Consider the following 17,706-nt stretch of genomic DNA (forward strand, 5'->3'; position numbering starts at 1 on the left):
ACGGGGGGCGCCCCCAGGGCCGAGGGGCGGGTCAGGCTTCGGCCGGCTGGGCGGTGGTGACCGGAATCCGGGCTGGGGCGAAGACTTCCGGTGGTTCCGGGAACAGCTTCACCAGCACCGGATACGCCACCGCGGCTGTCAGCAGCGTCACCAGGAGGCTCACGTCCACTCCGCCGGCGATGTCGCGCCACGGCCCCGCGATCATCGGTGTGTTCGCGCACAGCAAGCCCAGCGTTGTCGCCGGGATCCAGGCCGCCATGGCTCGCCAGTTCACGCCTCGGGTGAACCAGTACCGGCCGCCGCGGCGGCCCTCGTTGAACACCTGCAGGTCCGCCACGTCGTAGTACCCTCGGCGCTGGACGAAGCCGATCATCATGATCACCATCCACGGTGACGTGCACAGGACGATCAGCGTGGCGAACGTGTTGATGCTCGACACCATGTCCAGGACGAAGTTGCCCACGAAGATGAACGCCACGCTCAGCGTGCCGATCAGCAGCGTCGCCCGTACTCGGGACAGCCGGGGGAAGATCGAACTGAAGTCCAGGCCCGTTCCGTACAACGACGTCGTTCCCGTCGACAGGCCGCCGATCAGGGCCACCACGATCAGCGGGATCGCGTACCACAGCGGGGAAATCGCCGTCAGGCCCGTGATGTAGTCGGCCGGGTTCGCCACCAGGGTTGCCGTGGCGATGCCGAAGCCGAACGGCAGGAGCGTGGCCACCTGGGCCAGGAACGGCGCCGTCAGCAGAGAGCGCTTGCTGAACGACGCCGGGATGTAGCGGGCCCAGTCGCCGAGGAACGCGCCGAACGAGATCGGGTTGGCCAACGCCGTCAGTGCCGCCAACGTGAACGTCGGCCAGAACGTGCCCAGCGCGTACGTGCCCGTGCCCGCGTAGCCCGGGTCGAACGAGCCGCCGTAGGCGAACACGCCCAGGAGCATGATCGCCGTGCCCAGGACCACCGCGACGCGGTTCACCAGCAGCATGAACCGGTAGCCGTAGATGCACACCACCAGCGTCGCGATCGCGATCACGCCGTACGCGAAACCGCGCAGCACCGGTCCGCCGTCGAAGCCGAAGAGGCGCTGGGCCGCCCCGGCCACCGCGTCGCCGCTCACCCAGACCGAGATCGCGAAGAACGTGATCGCCGTCAGCAGCGACAGGAACGAGCCCACGCAGCGGCCGACCACGCCGAAGTGCGCGCCCGACGACACCGCGTTGTTGGTGCGCGTACGCGGGCCGAACAACGCCATGGGTGCCAGCACCAGGCCGCCCACCACGACGCCGAGGGTCGTGGCCAGGACCGCGTCGCGGAAGCTCAGGCCGTACGCGATCGGCAGCGTGCCCAGGATGATCGTCGCGAACGTGTTCGCGCCGCCGAACGCCAGGCGGAACAGGTCGCGGGGCCGCGAGGTCTGCTCCGCCGGCGGGATCGGCGCGATGCCGTGGTGCTCGACTTCCGTCACCTTCATGCGAACCTCGTCATCACGTGCTTGACGCGGGTGTACTCGGCGAACGCGTACGCCGACAGGTCCTTCCCGAGCCCGGAGTGGCCGAAGCCGCCGTGGGGCATCTCCGCCACCAGTGGCCCGTGCGTGTTCACCCACACGCACCCGAAGTCCAGCTCCGCCGACACCCGCGCCGCAACGCCGAGGTCCCGCGTCCACACCGAGGACGCCAGGCCGTACGGGACGCCGTTGGCCAGTGCGACCCCCGCGGCCTCGTCCGCAAAGGACTGGACCGTGATCACCGGGCCGAAGATCTCCTCCTGGACGATCTCGTCGTCCTGCCGCAGGCCCGAGATCACCGTGGGCGCAAAGAAAAAGCCCTGGGAACCGAAGCGGGTGCCGCCCGTTTCGATGCGGGCGTGGGACGGCAAGCGCGAGATGAGGCCTTCGACGCGGGAGAACTGCGCCGCGCTGTTCAGGGGCCCGTAGTCGACGCCCGGCTTCTGCGCCTCGGCCGCCTTCGTCAGCGAGGCGACGAAGTCTTCGTGGATCGACTCGTGGACCAGGACCCGGCTGCCCGCCGTGCAGTCCTGGCCCGCGTTGTAGAACGCCGCGCCCACGATGCCCTCGACCGTGGTGGCCACGTCGACGTCGGGGAACACCAGCAGTGGCGCGTTGCCGCCCAGCTCCAGGTGGGTGCGCTTGAGGTCCGCCGCCGCGACCGTCGCGACGTCGATGCCCGCGCGCGTCGACCCGGTGATCGAGACCAGGTCCGTCAGGGGATGGCGCACCAGGGCACGGCCGGTGTCGCGGTCGCCGGTCAGCACGGTGAACGCGCCCGCGGGCAGGAACTCCGCCGCCACCTCGGCCAGCAGCACCGCCGTCGACGGCGTGGTCTCCGCCGGCTTGAGCACCACGGTGTTGCCCGCCGCCAGGGCCGGGGCGATCTTCCAGACCGCCATCATCAGCGGGTAGTTCCACGGGGCGATCTGCGCGCAGACGCCGATCGGCTCGCGGCGGATCACCGACGTGTGGCCCGGCGTGTACTCCCCGGCCGCCGTGCCTTCGAGGTGGCGGGCCGCGCCGGCGAAGAAGCGCAGTGCGCTCACGCACTCCGGGATCTCCTCCGCCAGAACGACCGCGCGGATCTTGCCCGTCTCGCGCACCTCGAGGTCCGCGAGCTCCGCTGCCCTCGCCTCGAGCGCGTCGGCGATCTTCAGCAACGCCAGCTGCCGCTGCGCCGGAGTGCTGCGCCGCCAGGCCGCAAACGCTTGCGCGGCGGCCGTCAGTGCCTTGTCCACATCGGACGGCGAGGCGACGGGGGAAGTGCCGAACACCTCGCCGGTGGCCGGGTCCGTCAGGTCGAGCGTGCGGGTCATGCCTGCTCCAGGTGGGTCGGCGCGAACATCTTCAACAGGGCCGGGAGGACGACGACGGACGGGCCGGGGGTGCGCAGCGCCGCCGCCAGGTCCGCGCCCACGGTGGCCAACGAGGACAGCGTGGCCGGCACGCCGAAGGACGACGCCAGCGCCACGAAGTCGGGCCGGGCCAGCTCGGTCGCCGTCGTCCGGCCGAACGTGTCGGTGAGGTACTCGCGGAGGATGCCGTAGCCGCCGTCGTCGATGATCAGCCACGTGACGTCGAGGTCGTGCTGCACCGCCGTGGCCAGCTCGGCGACGCCGTACATCGCGCCGCCGTCGCCGGACACCGCGAGCGTCGGACGGCCCGCCGCCGCTGCGCCGAGGGCGCCCGGCAGCCCGTAGCCCAGCCCGCCCGCGCCCTGGGCCGTGTGGATCGGCGCGCCCTCGGGGTTCCACGCCGACCAGGCCCAGTACGCCGCGATCGTCATGTCCCAGAACGTCTGCGTGCCGTCCGGGAGCGCGGCGCGGATGTCGTCGATCAGCTTCCGCTCGGCCGCCAGGTCCTGACCGTCCAACCGGGACTCCACGGCCGCGAGCAGCGCCGAGACGGACGATTCGGCCCGGCCGTCCGACGCCCGCATCGGCACCCACTCCAGCAGCGCCTGCAGGGTGAGCCGGACGTCGGCGTGGATGCCCAAGGCGGGGTAGTTCGACTCCAGCTTGCCCGGGTCCGCCTCGACCTGGATCACCCGGCCGCGCGGCGCGAACCCGCGGTAGTTGCTGGACAGCTCGCCGAGGCCGGAGCCGAGCACGAGCAGCACGTCGGCGGCCGCGAGGAACTCCGTGGTGTGCCAGTCCTCCAGCCACGACCGGCCGGACAGCTCGTGGTCCCAGCCGAAGACGCCCTTGCCGCCGAACGTCGAGATCACCGGCGCCCGCAGCGCCTCGGCCAGCGCCGTCAGCTCGGCCGCCGCGCCGGACCGCAAGGCACCGCCGCCGGCGAGGATCACCGGATTCGAAGCCGCACCCAGCAGCTGTGCGGCCTCGGTCACCAGCTCCGGCAGCGGTTCCAGGGGAACCGGCGCGGCCGACACCGACGTGATCGGCGGCAGGCCGGCCGGCCCGAGCAGCACGTCCTGGGGGATCTCGACCCACACCGGGCCGTAGGGCGCGGTCGCCGCCGACGTCCACGCCTCCCGCAGCGCCGTCGGGATCTGGCTCGCGCGCCGCACGACGTGCACCGACTTGACGACGTCCCGGAAGCTGGCCTGCTGGTCGGGCAGCTCGTGCAGGTAGCCGTGCCGCCCGCCGCCCAGCCCGGCGACCGGGACCTGGCTGGAGATACCCAGCACCGGCACCGAAGCCGCCCGCGACTCCTGCAGCGAAGCCAACGTGAGCAGCGCACCCGGGCCGGTGGAGACGACCAGCGGAGTCACCGGCACCGGGCCGTCCGGGTCCGCCGCGAGCCGGGCGCGGGCGTGGCCGTCGGCGGCGAAGGCGAGGTTGTTCTCGACGCGCCCGCTGATCACGCGCACGTCGTCGGCGCGCCGCAGGGCCTCGAACAGCCCCAGCGCGTGCTGGCCCGGCAGGCCGAACACCGTGTCGGCGCCCAGCGCCCGCAGGGTCTCGACGACGACGTCGCCGCCGATGCGGCTCATGCGCCCTTCCCCAGCGCCAGCAGGCTCACCAGGTCGTAGGCGACGTGGGAGGCCGCGATGGCGGTGATCTCGGCGTGGTCGTAGGCCGGGGCGAGCTCGACGACGTCCGCGCCGACCAGGTTGAGGCCGCGCAGCCCGCGCAGGATCTCCAGCAGCTCGCGGCTGGTCATGCCGCCCGCTTCCGGCGTGCCCGTGCCGGGGGCGTGGGCCGGGTCGAGCACGTCGATGTCGACCGAGACGTACAGCGGGCGGTCGCCGATGCGCTGCCGCAGCGCGTCGACGGTTTCGGCGACCCCGCGGCGCATGACGTCGCCGGAGGTGACGATGCCGAAGCCGAGCCGTCGGTCCTCTTCGAGGTCGCGCTTGCCGTACAGCGGCCCGCGCGTGCCGACGTGCGAGAGCGCGCTCGTGTCGAGGATGCCCTCCTCGGACGCCCGCCGGAACGGGGTGCCGTGGGTGTACGGCTCGCCGAAGTAGGTGTCCCAGGTGTCGAGGTGCGCGTCGAAGTGCAGCAGGGCAACGGGTCCGTGCCGCTTCGCCGCCGCGCGCAGCAGCGGCAGCGCGATGGTGTGGTCGCCGCCGACGGTCACCAGCTGCGTCCCGTTCGCCTGCAGCGCCTCGGCTTCCTGCTGCAGCGTCTCGATCGCCTCGCCGATGTTGAACGGGTTGACCGCGATGTCCCCGGCGTCGACGACCTGCTTCTCGGCGAACGGCGAGACGTCCAGCTCCGGGTGGTACGGCCGCAGCAGCCGGCTCGCCTCGCGGACCGCGGCCGGGCCGAACCGCGCGCCGGGCCGGTAGGACACGCCGGAGTCGAAGGGCACCCCGACGACGGCGACGTCGGCGCGTTCGACCTGGTCGATCCGCGGCAGCCGCGCGAAGGTCGCGAAACCGGCGAACCGGGGGATGCGCGACGAGTCGAGGGGTCCGATGTTAGGCACTGCTGTCACTCCTGATTCTCGGGAAGGGGCACTTTTACGTGAAAGTGCCCTGGCGGTGCGGGCTCCGGGGCACTTTCACGTGAAAGTGCCGGCTCGGCGCCGGCGAGGCGGCGGGTCCAGACGGAGAGAACGGCGTCGGACGTGCGGGGCGTCGCGAGGCTGACCGCCAGGTACACGACCAGGCTCACGCCGAGACCCCAGTAGATCGGGGTGTTGGCGTCGACGCCGTCGATGACCATGAATGCGATGACCGAGATCGTGCCGGCCACCATCGACGCGTACGCGCCCTGGCGCGTGCCGCGCTTCCAGAACAGCGCGCCGACGATCGCCACCAGCAGGCCGCCGACCAGGATGTCGTAGGCGATGGTGAGCGCGTTGACGACGTCGTCGACGATCATCGCGATGCCGATGGCCAGCAGGCCGAGCAGCAGCGTGGCGATCCGGTTGCGGCTGACCTCGCCGCCCTTCTTCAGGCCCAGCTTGGTGAGCAGGTCCGACGTCGTCGTGGTCGAACACGCGATCAGCGCGCCGCTTGCCGTCGACATCATCGCCGAGAGCGCGGCGGCCAGCACCAGGCCGCGGACGCCGGTGGGCAGCAGGCGTTCGACGATCGTCGCGAAGGCGTCCTGCGCGCTGGCGATGTCCGGGTAGAGCGTGTGCGCGGCGGTGCCGATGAGCGCGCCGGCCAGGCCGTAGACGAGGCAGTAGACGCCGGAGGTGATGCCGCCGGACGTCGCGATCGCCGGCGTGCGGGCGGTGAAGACGCGCTGCCAGATGTCCTGGCCGATCAGCAGGCCGAAGGTGTAGATCACGAAGTACGTGATGATCGTGTCGGTGCCGATCGCGGTGAAGCTGAAGAAACTCGCGTCGAGCTTCTCGCTCATCCCCGAGAAGCCGCCCGCCGACGAGATCGCCACCGGCAGCAGGATCAGCAGGATGCCGATGGTCTTGATGACGAACTGCGCGATGTCGGCGAGCGTGATCGACCACATGCCGCCGAGCACCGAGTAGAGCACCACGATCGAGCCGCCGATCGCGATCCCGGCCCAGTTCGGCAGGTCGAACAGCACCTTGAAGATCGTCGCGAAGGCCAGCGTCGAGGTCACCGTGAGCATCAGCGTGTAGCCCCACATGACGACGCCGGACACCGCGCTGGTGCGGCCGCCGTAGCGCAGGTCGAGCATCTCGCCGACGGTGTAGACCTTCAGCCGCACCAGCCGCCGCGCGAACAGCGCGTGCAGCACCAGGATGCCGACGCCGATGCTGACGACCAGCCACATCCCGGAGATGCCGTAGGTGTAGCCGAGCTTCACGCCGCCGACCGTCGACGCGCCGCCGAGGACGACGGCCGACATCGTCCCGGAGTACATGAACCAGCCCAGCCGCCGCCCGGCGACGAGGTAGTCCGACTTCGTCTTCGCGAGCCGGAGGCCGTACCAACCGACCCCGAGCATGGCCGCGATGTACAGCGCGATCACTGCGTAGTCGCCGGTCACGGTGTCCTCCTCACGTCGTTTCGGGTCACCGTAGGTTCGCCCGCGGTCTCCGTGGCATGGGATGATTCGTCCCTATGTCGACTTGAGTGAGGACGAAATGGCCACAGCCGCGGATTCGTTGTCCACGGAGGTGAATGTCCCGTTACGGGACGTGGTCGGCAACCGGGAGCTCGCCCTGGAAGTCGTCCCCGAGACCCTGCGGCCGGGTGCGCTGGACCTGCCCGTGCGCTGGGCCCACGTCAGCGAGCTGCAGGATCCCGCGCCCTACCTGCTGGGCGGCGAGCTGATCCTCACCGCGGGCGTCAACCTGCCCGAGCGGATCGACGGGTACGTGCGCGGGCTGCGGGACGCCGGCGTCACGGCGCTCGGCTTCGGCCTCACCCCGTCGGTGCACGAGACGCTGCCGGAGTCCCTGCGCCGGGCCTGCGCGCGCCGCGGGCTGCCGCTGCTCGTGGTGCCGTCGCGCACGCCGTTCCTGGCGGTCAACCGGGCCGTCTCGGTCGCGCTGACCGAGGCCGGGCAGCGCGACCAGCGGCGGATCACGGCGGCCCGCGAGACGTTGACGCGTGCGGCCGGCGGCGGGCTCGGCGAACTGACGTCGGCGCTGGCGGACGTGCTGCGGTCGTGGGTCGCCCTGGTCGGCGCCGGGGACGTGCTGGCTTCGGCGCACGACGCGCCGGTGCCGCTGCCGCCCGAGGTGCGCGAGCTGATGGCGACCGTGCGGGCGGGCAGCGGGATCCGGAGCGCGACGACGGAGACCGACGGCGGGTTCGTCGTCGTCCAGCCGGTGTACCCGCAGGCCACGGCGTCGCACCTGGTGGTCGTCGGCAGGCGCGCGCGGCTCGACGGCGCCGAGCGGACGATCCTCGCCGTCGGCGCGGCCCTGCTCGGCCTGGTCGGCCGCGCGGGCTCGGACGCGGCCGAGCTGGGCGCGGCGGCCACCGGCCTGCTGCTCGGCCGGACGTCGCCCGGGGAGGTGGCCCGGGCGCTGCTGGGCGCGGACGTCGTCCGGCTGGTCGCCGGGGCGGCGTACCGGCGGGGGCCGGACGAGGTGGCCCAGCGTGCGGACTGGCTGCGCGCCCGGCTGGACACGCCGCTGGTTTCGGTGCGGCCGGGGACGTTCGTGGCGGTGGCCGGCTCGGTCCCGCGGCTGGAAGACCTGCGTGCCCACGGCTGGCTGGCGGCGGTGGGGTCGCCGGTGCCGGCTGCCCAGGCGGCCTCGGCGGGGGCCGAGGTGGAGCTGCTGCTGGCGCGGGCGCTGGCGCTCGGCCGCCCGGTCGTGGCCGGGAGCGAGCCGCTCGACTTCGAGGCCCTGCTGGACCCGGGCGCCTCCCGCGGGTTCGCCTCGCGGGCGTTGGCGCCGCTGGTGGCCCTCGACGAGGCCGGCGACCGGTCGTTGGTGCTGACGCTGCGGACGTGGCTGGCCCACCACGGCGGCTGGGAACCGACGGCCGCGGAACTGGGCGTGCACCGGAACTCCGTGAGGCACCGGATCGCGCAGGTGGAGCGGGCTTTGGACGTGGACCTGGCGGACCCCGAGACCCGGATGCGGCTGTGGTTCGCGCTGCGCTGGATGGCACAGGGTCCTTAAAGGGCACTCTCAGGAAAATATGGGATTGTGGGCTCGTGCGAGTTTTGGTAGTCGAGGACGAAGAACCCCTGGCCGACGCGATCGCCCGCGGGCTGCGCCGTGAGGGGATGGCGGTGGACGTCGCGCTCACCGGGGACGACGGGCACGAGAAGGCCGCCGTCACGCGGTACGACGTCGTGCTGCTGGACCGGGACCTGCCCGGGATGTCCGGCGACGAGCTGTGCCGGGAGATCGTCGCCTCCGGGGAGCTGACCCGGGTGCTGATGCTCACCGCGAGCAGCTCGGTGTCCGACCGCGTCGAAGGGCTGTCGCTCGGCGCCGACGACTACCTCGCCAAGCCGTTCGCCTTCCCCGAGCTGGTCGCGCGGGTGCGGGCGCTGGGCCGCCGGGCCACGCCGGCCGCGCCGCCGCTGCTCACCGCCGGCGACGTCGAACTCGACCCGGCCAAACGCACGGTCCGGCGCGCGAGCGGGCCGGTGGAGCTGACGCGCAAGGAGTTCGGCGTCCTCGAGGTCCTGCTGCAGGCCGCCGGGTCCGTCGTCAGCAGCGAAGAACTCCTCGAACGCGTCTGGGACGAGAACGCCGACCCGTTCACCACGACCGTCCGGGTCACCGTCATGACGCTGCGCAAGAAGCTCGGCGAGCCGGGGATCATCGAGACCGTCGTCGGCTCCGGGTACCGCGTGCCGGAACCCGGCACACCGCAGCGCGCGTGAACCTGCCGGGCACCCGCACCCTCCGCGCCCGGATCACCCTGCTGGCGACCGTGCTGGTCGCCGCCGTCAGCCTGCTGCTGCTCTGGCTGGCCTGGACGCTGGTGCGGGACTCGCTCGACACCGTCCCGCAGATGCCGCCGGGCAGCGTGGTCGTCGTCGACGGCGTCACGGTCGACGCCTCGACGCTGTCCGAGCACCTGCGCGTGCACGCCCGCGACCGGATGCTGCTGTTCGGCTCGATCGCGTTCCTGCTGGTGGTGGCGGCCGCGGCGATCCTCGCCTGGACGTTCACCTCCCGCGTCCTGCTGCCGCTGCGCGAGATCACCGGCACCGCGCGGCGGCTGTCGGTCGAGTCGCTGGGGGAGCGGATCGGCGAGATCCGGTCCCGCGACGAGCTGGCCGAGCTGGCGAGCACGTTCGACGACATGCTCGACCGGCTCCAGGCCGCCTTCGACGCGCAGCGGCATTTCGTGGCGAACGCGAGTCACGAGCTGCGGACGCCGTTGTCGGTGATCCGCACGGAACTCGACGTCACCCTCGCCGACGACGACGCCGACGAAGCCGAGCTGCGGCGGATGGCCGGCGTGGTCCGCGACGCGACCGAGCGGGCCGGGCAGCTGGTGAACTCCCTGCTGCTGCTGGCCCGCACCGACGGTGCCGGGCTGGGCGTGCACGAGCCGGTGGACCTGGCGGTCGTCGTCGACCGGGCGTGGCGGGCGGTGCAGCGGGAAGCCGCGCAACGCGGCATCCGGGCGACGTTCGCCGTGGTGCCCGCGTCGGCGTTCGGCGACCCGGCGCTGCTGGAGCGGATCGCGGGCAACCTGCTGGAGAACGCGGTCCGCCACAACGTCGACGGCGGCTGGCTGGAGGTCGTGACCCAGCCGGGGCCGCGGTGGTCGACCCTGCGCGTCCGGTCTTCGGGCGGCCTGGTCGACCCGGCGGCGGTGCCGGAGCTGTTCGAGCCGTTCCGCCGCGCCGGGGTCGCCCGCACGGCCCGCCACGGCGCGGGTCTCGGGTTGTCGATCGTCCGGGCCGCGGTGTCGGCCCACGGCGGAACGGTCACGGCCGAGCCCATCGTGGGCGGCGGCCTCGGCGTCACGGTCCACCTCCCCGCCCACTGACCCGTGATCGAGCACGAATCTCGCGTGATCGGGAGCGGAACTCGCGTGATCAGAGGCGGATCTCGCGTGATTGGAGGCGGATCTCGCGAGTTCCGTGCTCAATCACGCGAGATCCGGCCTCAATCACGCGAGTTCCGTGCTCGATCACGCGGTGGGGCGAGGGCGAGGGCGGCGCGGAGGACTCCGGCGGCGTGGAGCATGGCTGCGCGGGCGTCCGGGTCCACGCCTACTCGGTTGGCGAAGCCGTGGAGCTGGCCTTCGTGACGTCGGTGGACCAGGGGGACTCCCGCCGAGGCGAGGCGTTCGGCGTAGGCCTCGCCTTCGTCGCGCAGGAGGTCGAAGCCGCACGTGGCCACGTACGTCGGGGGGAGGCCGTCGAGGCAGTCGTCGTACAGGACCGATGCGCGGGGGTCCTTGTAGCGGGCCGGGTCGCGGAGGTACTGCTCGCGGTACCAGGCCCACTCGTCCCGGTCGAGGCGGAAACCCGAGCCGAACTGCTGGTGGGACCGTGACGAACCGAGCGCGTCCGTCGCCGGGGTGAGCAGGAGGCTGAAGACCGGCCGGGGCAGCTCGCCGCGGGCGGCCGCGTGCGCGACCACCGCCGCCAGGTTGCCGCCGCTGCTGTCGCCGCCCACCGCCAGCCGGTCCGGGTCGATGCCGAACTCCGCCGCGTGGGCGTGCACGTGGGCGAAGGCGCCCATCGCGTCCGTGGCCGCCGCCGGGAACCGGTGTTCCGGAGCCAGCCGGTAGCCGGCCGACACCACCCGCACCCCGGCTTCCTCGGCCAGCAGCCGGCACGCGCCTTCGTGCGTGTCGAGGCTGCCGAGCACGAACCCGCCGCCGTGGAAGTACACGAGCGCCGGGCCGTGCGCCGGGACGCCCTCCGGTTCGTACAGCCGCAGCGGCAGCGGGCCGCCCGGTCCGGGCCACGAGAGGTCGCGGGTCCGGACGCCGGGGCAGATCCCCGCGCCGGCGAGCGCGCCGGCCAGGTTCAGCTCGGCCCGGGCCCGCGCGAGGTCGCCGTTGCGGTGCGGCGCGTCGAACGGCGCCAGCCGCGACACCCGCATCAGCACCCGTGCGGAAAGCACCGGCTGCCGCCCGGCCACCACCACCGGACGGCCGGCGATCACCCGCAGCACCGGCTCCGGCAGCCGCAGCAGGAACTTCAACCCGGTCATGATCGACCACACGAGCAGTTTTCTCACACCGTATACAATGGACACTGGGGCCGGGTTGTTCAACAAACATCCGCAAAAAGCGGATTCGTGTACAGCCACAGGTCCTCGAACGGGTTGGCTTGGCCGACGACGTCCGGCGTGGGCTCGGCGTCGCCGTTCGAGCCCCGGACGCGGAAGTAGAACGGCTCCCGCACGTTCCGGAACGTGTGCCGGAAGACGACCTGCCGTCCCGGCGCCCACCGCGGCTCGAACGACGCGACCACCCGCGTGCCCGGCGCGGTCATCGCGTCGCGGTCGGCGACCGGGCCGGTGACCGGCCCCGCGACGACGTCCAGGCGCGCCAGCCGCGGCACCGAGCCACCGCCGTTCGGCCGCGACGCCAGCCGTGCCCGCACCACGACCGTGACGTCCGAGCCGCGCCGCACCCGCAGCCGCCCGCCCAGCGTCGCCGAGGAACCGCCGCCGTGCGCGTCGACCGCCAGGTCCTGGACCAGGCCGCCGTGCGTCAGCCAGATCCGCCCGGCCCGCAGGCCCTCCAGGACGCCTTCGAGGCTGCGCCGCGTGACGCCGACGTACGTGCGGCTGAACTCGCCCGGGTAGAAGTCCGCGTACGGCGCGGCCAGCTGCGGCGTGCCGGCATCGACCGGGTCGGGGAACTTGCCGTGCGTGTCGTACCAGTCGCCCGGCACGTCCGGGCGGACCAGCGTGTCGCCGCGGTTGTAGTGCGAGTCGGAGTTCGTGGTGATCCACCACGGCTTGCCCTCGGCGAGCAGCGAGTCCCACAGCCCGCCGACCTTCGCCGTCGCCCAGTCCCAGCCGCCGTGCGTCCGGTAGGCCTCGGCCGGGTAGCCCGGCCACGAGTTCGGGCCCGGGGTGTTGATGTAACCGCCGCGCGCGCCGCCGTTGCCGAGCGGCTTCGGGAAGCCGTCCGCCTGGGCGCCGGGCGCGCCTTCCATGCCGATGACGATGCCCGGCGCGGCGTCGCGGTAGGCGCGCAGCTCGTGCGGGGCGACGCGGCCGTTGCGCAGCGGGTGGTTGATCAGCACGACCGGCGCGTGGATCCGCCGCGCGCGTTCGGAGTCGGAGAGCCAGCGCAACGCCCGCAGCGCGAGGGCCTCGTTCGCCGGGCTCGACGCCTCCGAGTTCGTCAGCCGCCAGTCGAAGGCCCGCTCGAACTCGCGCAGCTTCGCCGCCTGCTGGTCCCCGGCCTGGAAGAACACCGTCGCGTGCTCGGCGCCCGGGACGTTCCACTCCAGGCCGTGCCACAGCAGCAGGTCCGGGTACTTCGCCCGGGCGGCGAGGAAGTCGGCTTCGGTGGGCTCGACCGACACCTTCTCGTGCTCGGCGTGGCCGTGGTCGGTGAAGACGATCCAGTCCGCGCCGTGCGCCCGGCCGCCGCGCGCGATGTCGTCGATCCGGTACATCGCGTCGTAGGAGTACTGGCTGTGCGTGTGGTGGTCGCCGACCAGCCACTGGTAGCGGCCGGGGGCGAAGCCGGCGAAGGTCTCGGGGGCGGGCAGCGGCAGGCCCGCGGCGGCGGCCGCGAGGCCGGCGCCCTTGAGGAAGCGGCGTCGATCGGTGGTCACGGCGGGGGACGCTAAGCCGCCGGGGTGAACGGGCGGTGTCCCGGCGGCCAACTGTGCTGTGATCTTCGGTGTGGAGGAGAAACCCCTGGGCCGGGTGCTGCTGCCGGTGATCGCGCTGGCACTGGCCGCGGGCGTGGGGCTCGCGTTCTTCGTCGACGCGCTCGTCCGGCCGCCGGAGCTGCCGGTCGACACGAACCCGGCGCCGCTGGCGGGACACACGTTGTGCGCGGCGGTCGTCGTGACCTTTTTGTCCGAAGAGGACATGCGGGCCGCGCTGCCGTCCTTCCGCGACGACCCGAAGGCCCGGCGGGTGTTCGTCGACCCGCCGTCGGCGTCCCTGCTCGCCGTCCCGGGCACCGACCTGAAGGCGTGGGCGCAGGAGCTGCACGCCCGCTACCGGACCGCCGAGCGGGTGACGGTGATCGACTCCGACACGACGGCGGCGCAGCTGAACCTCACTGCGCCGCCGCCGAAGTGCCCTCGTGAGGGCGAGTACTAGCGCGCCGGGACCGAAGCCACACCCGGGGCGAGGAACGGCTTGCCGTTCACCCGCTCGGACACGCCGGAGCGGTCCAGGTACGGCGTGATGCCGCCGTTCCAGAACGGCCAGCCGGCGCCCAGGATCAGGCACAGGTCGATGTCCTGCGCCTCGGCGACCACGCCCTCGTCGAGCATGATCCGGATCTCCTCGGCGATCGCGGCCAGCGCCCGCTCGCGCACCTGCTCCGAAGTGGACGGCTGGTCGCCCTGCGTCCACAGCGCGACGACCTCGGGGTCGGCCGAGGCGTTGCCCTGGGCGTCCCAGATCCAGACGCCCTTCTTGCCCGCCTTGACGAACTTCGCGAGGTTTTCGGACACGGTGAACCGGTCCGGGAACGACTCGTGCAGCGTCTCGCCGACGTGCAGCGCGATGGCCGGGCCGACGAGCTGCATCAGCGTCAGCGGCGTCATCGGCAGGCCCAGCGGCTCGAGGGCCTTGTCGGCGACGTCGAACGGCGTGCCCTCGTCGACGGTGACCAGCACCTCGCCGAGGAAGCGCAGCAGGAGCCGGTTGACGACGAACGCCGACGCGTCCTTCACCAGCACGCTGGACTTCTTCAGCTGCTTGCCGACGGAGAACGCCGTCGCCAGCGAAGCGTCGTCGGTCTGCTCGCCGCGGACGATCTCCAGCAGCGGCAGCACGGCGACCGGGTTGAAGAAGTGGAAGCCGACGACCCGCTCGGGGTGCTGCAGCTTCGACGCCATCGCGGTGATCGACAGCGACGAGGTGTTCGTCGCCAGGATCGCCTCGGGCTTGACGTGCTGCTCCAGCTCGGCGAACACCTGCTGCTTGACGCCGAGCTCCTCGAAGACGGCTTCGATGACGAAGTCGGCGTCGGAGAACGCGGCCTTGTCGAGCGAGCCGGTCACCAGGGCCTTGAGCCGGTTGGCGGCGTCCGGGGACAGCCGCTTCTTGCCCAGGAGCTTGTCGATCTCGGCGTGGACATAGCCGACGCCCTTGTCGACGCGTTCCTGGTCGACGTCGGTGAGCACGACCGGCACCTTGAGGCGGCGCACGAACAGCAGCGCGAGCTGGCTGGCCATCAGGCCGGCGCCGACGATGCCGACCTTGTTCACCTTGCGCGCCAGGGACTTGTCCGGCGCGCCGGCCGGGCGCTTGGCACGCTTGTTGACCAGGTTGAACGAGTACAGCCCGGCGCGCAGGACGTCGGACATGAGCAGCTCGGCGAGGCCGTCGGTCTCGGCCGCGTAGCCGCGGTCCAGATCGTTTTCGCGGGCCAGTTCGAGCAGCTCGACGGCCTTGGTCGCGCCCGGCGAGGCGCCGTGCGTGCGGCCGTCCACAATGGACTTCGCGCGGGCGATGGCCGCGTCCCACGCGGAGCCGCGGTCGATCTCGCGGCGAGCCGGGGTGATCTCGCCGTTGACCACCTTCGCGAGCCACAGCAGCGACTGCTCGAGGTAGTCGGCCGAGCCGAAGACCTGGTCGACGATGCCGAGCTCGGCCGCCTGCTTGACGGAGAGCATCTTGTTCTGTGCCAGGGCGTTCTCGATGATCACCGTGACGGCGGCGTCGGCGCCGATGAGGTTCGGCAGCAGCTGCGTGCCGCCCCAGCCCGGGAACAGGCCGAGGAAGACCTCGGGGAACGCGATGGCGGCGGTGTTCTCCGACAGCGTCCGGTAGTGGCAGGACAGCGCCAGTTCCAGGCCGCCGCCCATGACCGCGCCGTTGACGAACCCGAAGGTCGGGATCGAAGACTCGGTGAGGCGGCGGAACACGTCGTGCCCGGTCTGGGCGATCTCGCGCGCCAGCTGCGGGTCGCTGACGGCCTCGACGCCGGACAGGTCGGCACCGACGGCGAAGATGAACGGCTTGCCGGTGACGGCGATCGCGGCCGGCTCGGCGGCGAAGGCCTCGTCCAGCGCGGCGTTCAGCGACACCAGGCCCTGGGGGCCGAAGGTGTTCGGCCGGGTGTGGTCGTGGCCGTTGTCGAGCGTGATCAGCGCGACGGGCTTCTGGAGCCCGGGCACCTTGACCAGGCGGGTCTTCGCAACCGTGACGACCTCGTCCGGGAACGCGGCCTTCGCTGCTTCAGCGGTGAAAGTCATTACTTCGCCCCCTCGAACGCCGGGTTCTCCCAGATCACGGTGCCGCCCATGCCGATACCGATGCACATCGTGGTCATGCCGTACCGCACGTCGGGCCGCTCGGCGAACTGGCGGGCCAGCTGCGTCATGAGCCGGACACCGGACGAGGCGAGCGGGTGGCCGCACGCGATGGCGCCGCCCCACTGGTTGACGCGCGGGTCGTCGTCGGCGATGCCGAAGTGGTCGAGGAAGGCCAGCACCTGGACGGCGAAGGCCTCGTTGATCTCGAACAGGCCGATGTCGTCGATGGACAGGCCGGTGCGCTTGAACAGCTTCTCGGTGGCCGGCACCGGGCCGATGCCCATGACCTCCGGCTCGACGCCGGCGAAGGAGTAGCCGACCAGCCGCATGGCGACGGGCAGGCCCAGCTCGCGGGCGGTTTCCTCGTCGGCGAGGATCGACGCGGTCGCGCCGTCGTTGAGGCCCGCGGCGTTGCCCGCGGTGATCCGGCCGAACGGGCGGAACGGCGTCTTGAGGTTCGCCAGCTGCTCGACCGTGGTGCCCGGCCGCGGCGGCTCGTCCTCGGTGGCCAGGCCCCAGCCGAGCTCGGCGCTGCGGGTGGCGACCGGCACCAGCTCCGGGCCGATCTTGCCGGTCTTGACGGCTTCGGCGTACTTCTCCTGGCTGCGCGCGGCGTAGGTGTCGGTGCGCAGCTTGGTGATCGCGGGGAACCGGTCGTGCAGGTTCTCGGCGGTCTGGCCCATGACCAGCGCGGTGGGGTCGACGAGCTTGTCGGCGATGATCCGCGGGTTCGGGTCGACGCCCTCGCCCATCGGGTGGCGGCCCATGTGCTCGACGCCGCCGGCGATGGCGATGTCGTAGGCGCCGAAGCCGATGCCGGACGCGGCGGTGGTGACGGCCGTCATGGCGCCGGCGCACATGCGGTCGATGGCGAAGCCGGGCACGGACTTGGGCAGCCCGGCCAGCAGCGCGGCGGTGCGGCCGATGGTCAGGCCCTGGTCACCGGTCTGGGTGGTGGCGGCGATGGCCACCTCGTCGACGCGCTCGGGCGGCAGTTCGGGGTGCCGCCGCAGCAGCTCGCGGATGGCGTTGACGACGAGGTCGTCGGCCCGGGTCCCGGCGTACATGCCCTTGTCGCCGGCCTTGCCGAAGGGGGTGCGGACCCCCTCGACGAAGGCGACGTTGCGCACGCCCCGCGCGTTCGGCGCGAGCGGCGTTGCTGGTGCGGCCACGAATGCTCCAGAAAGTAGACGTTGTTGACCGCACGATAGCCCTTGTTACCCACCGGTAACCAGTGGTGTGGCCCGGTCGAGTGGGCTACGGCACACTCTTGGGCTCCAGCGTCCGTCCTTTCACGAGCCACGCGACGCCGAACGCCTCCACGGCGATCGCCTCCAGCCACAGGGCGGGGTGCAGGTCCGGCGTCAGGCCGAGGTACTTCGCCAGGGCGATCAGCACCAGGCAGGCCAGGATCACGGCCCCGCAGACGCGGTAGAGCGCGCCGAACCGTTCCGGCTGCTCGCCGTCGTGGGGGAACAGCCGCAGGCAGAAGCAGGCGAGGGAGAGGAAGAACACGGCCGCGAACGCGAGGTGCAGGACACCCGCGGTCCGGTCCCACGCCGTGACGTCGTGGTCGGGGGTCGTCGGGAACAGCGCGAGCCCGATCGCGCCGAGTCCGGCGACCGTGCTGACGATGTTGTCGATCGAGTCGTGGCCGTAGTAGGCGAGGAGGAACACTCCGGCGGCGCACATCGAGCCGACGAGGACGTCGCGGAGGTCGGTGTAGTAGTAGCTGCTGAGCGAGCCGGCGACGTCGCCGCCCTGGACGAGCTGCTTGCCGAGGATCAGCACGAACGGCAGCGCGAGGCCGATGAGGCCGATCGCGCGCCGCAGGAACAGGTACGAGTGGACGAGGGTGTGCTGCGGGGATCTGGTCGCCGTGGTCATGGCCGCCTCCGGGGGTTCACTCAGGTGGATCGGCGGCGAGGTGCCCACGGGTGA

The 17,706-nt window shown here is 72.2% G+C and carries 14 protein-coding genes; 4 read left to right on the forward strand and 10 right to left on the reverse strand.

The genetic code is table 11. The annotated features are described in order from the left end of the window. Positions 1-31: 31 nt before the first annotated feature. Genes BLW76_RS16655 through BLW76_RS16675 form a run of 5 tightly spaced genes read right to left on the reverse strand, consistent with a single transcriptional unit; the run spans position 32 to position 6,906 of the window. Entirely contained in the window at positions 32-1,474 is a 1,443-nt protein-coding gene (locus BLW76_RS16655; RefSeq protein WP_091308152.1) for a purine-cytosine permease family protein, read from the reverse strand. Beyond that, positions 1,471-2,829 (reverse strand): aminobutyraldehyde dehydrogenase, encoded by a 1,359-nt coding sequence (locus BLW76_RS16660; protein ID WP_091308155.1) that lies wholly within the window; start codon positions 2,827-2,829, stop codon positions 1,471-1,473. Before BLW76_RS16660 ends, BLW76_RS16655 begins: the two co-directional genes overlap by 4 nt. Then, positions 2,826-4,469, reverse strand: coding sequence for a thiamine pyrophosphate-binding protein (locus tag BLW76_RS16665; protein WP_091308157.1), 1,644 nt, complete (start codon positions 4,467-4,469; stop codon positions 2,826-2,828). The genes BLW76_RS16660 and BLW76_RS16665 overlap by 4 nt, the downstream gene beginning before the upstream one ends. Continuing rightward, on the reverse strand, positions 4,466-5,410 hold the full coding sequence (gene speB / locus BLW76_RS16670) for an agmatinase (protein ID WP_091308160.1): 945 nt from the start codon (positions 5,408-5,410) through the stop codon (positions 4,466-4,468). Before speB ends, BLW76_RS16665 begins: the two co-directional genes overlap by 4 nt. Before the next feature lie 5 nt (positions 5,411-5,415). Beyond that, the gene (locus tag BLW76_RS16675) at positions 5,416-6,906 is read right to left on the reverse strand and encodes a sodium:solute symporter family protein (protein ID WP_244170185.1); all 1,491 of its coding nucleotides are present in this window, start codon (positions 6,904-6,906) and stop codon (positions 5,416-5,418) included. A gap of 151 nt (positions 6,907-7,057) precedes the next feature. Here BLW76_RS16675 and BLW76_RS16680 point away from each other — a divergent pair, with 151 nt between their 5' ends. Genes BLW76_RS16680 through BLW76_RS16690 form a run of 3 tightly spaced genes read left to right on the forward strand, consistent with a single transcriptional unit; the run spans position 7,058 to position 10,334 of the window. After that, positions 7,058-8,497, forward strand: a complete 1,440-nt coding sequence (locus BLW76_RS16680; RefSeq protein WP_091308163.1) for a PucR family transcriptional regulator ligand-binding domain-containing protein — start codon at positions 7,058-7,060, stop codon at positions 8,495-8,497. A 35-nt stretch (positions 8,498-8,532) separates the two neighbouring features. Then, a complete protein-coding gene (locus BLW76_RS16685) occupies positions 8,533-9,213 on the forward strand; it encodes a response regulator transcription factor (RefSeq protein WP_167384631.1) in 681 nt (226 codons plus the stop codon). Further along, a complete protein-coding gene (locus tag BLW76_RS16690; protein WP_091308169.1) occupies positions 9,210-10,334 on the forward strand; it encodes a sensor histidine kinase in 1,125 nt (374 codons plus the stop codon). The genes BLW76_RS16685 and BLW76_RS16690 overlap by 4 nt, the downstream gene beginning before the upstream one ends. Positions 10,335-10,453: 119 nt before the next feature. Here the strand turns inward: BLW76_RS16690 and BLW76_RS16695 are convergent, their stop codons facing one another. Continuing rightward, positions 10,454-11,539 carry an alpha/beta hydrolase gene (locus BLW76_RS16695; protein WP_244170186.1) on the reverse strand — a complete coding sequence of 362 codons (1,086 nt, stop codon included), beginning with the start codon at positions 11,537-11,539 and terminating at the stop codon, positions 10,454-10,456. 32 nt (positions 11,540-11,571) lie between these two features. Beyond that, entirely contained in the window at positions 11,572-13,098 is a 1,527-nt protein-coding gene (locus BLW76_RS16700) for a PHP domain-containing protein (RefSeq protein WP_091308172.1), read from the reverse strand. Between the two features lie 70 nt (positions 13,099-13,168). Between BLW76_RS16700 and BLW76_RS16705 the strand changes: the two genes are divergently transcribed. After that, positions 13,169-13,597, forward strand: a complete 429-nt coding sequence (locus BLW76_RS16705; RefSeq protein WP_244170187.1) for a hypothetical protein — start codon at positions 13,169-13,171, stop codon at positions 13,595-13,597. On the opposite strand, the gene BLW76_RS16710 is transcribed toward BLW76_RS16705, so the two are convergent. The 3 genes from BLW76_RS16710 to BLW76_RS16720 form a co-directional block, all read right to left on the reverse strand. Then, positions 13,594-15,705: a 3-hydroxyacyl-CoA dehydrogenase NAD-binding domain-containing protein gene (locus BLW76_RS16710; RefSeq protein WP_091308177.1), complete on the reverse strand. Its 2,112-nt coding sequence runs from the start codon at positions 15,703-15,705 to the stop codon at positions 13,594-13,596. The genes BLW76_RS16705 and BLW76_RS16710 overlap by 4 nt on opposite strands. After that, a complete protein-coding gene (locus tag BLW76_RS16715; RefSeq protein ID WP_091308179.1) occupies positions 15,705-16,895 on the reverse strand; it encodes a thiolase family protein in 1,191 nt (396 codons plus the stop codon). The genes BLW76_RS16710 and BLW76_RS16715 overlap by 1 nt, the downstream gene beginning before the upstream one ends. A 127-nt stretch (positions 16,896-17,022) precedes the next feature. Next, the gene (locus BLW76_RS16720) at positions 17,023-17,652 is read right to left on the reverse strand and encodes a DUF998 domain-containing protein (protein ID WP_091308182.1); all 630 of its coding nucleotides are present in this window, start codon (positions 17,650-17,652) and stop codon (positions 17,023-17,025) included. Positions 17,653-17,706: the final 54 nt, after the last annotated feature.

The sequence above is a fragment of the Amycolatopsis tolypomycina genome (assembly GCF_900105945.1).
Classification (GTDB): Bacteria; Actinomycetota; Actinomycetes; order Mycobacteriales; family Pseudonocardiaceae; genus Amycolatopsis; species Amycolatopsis tolypomycina.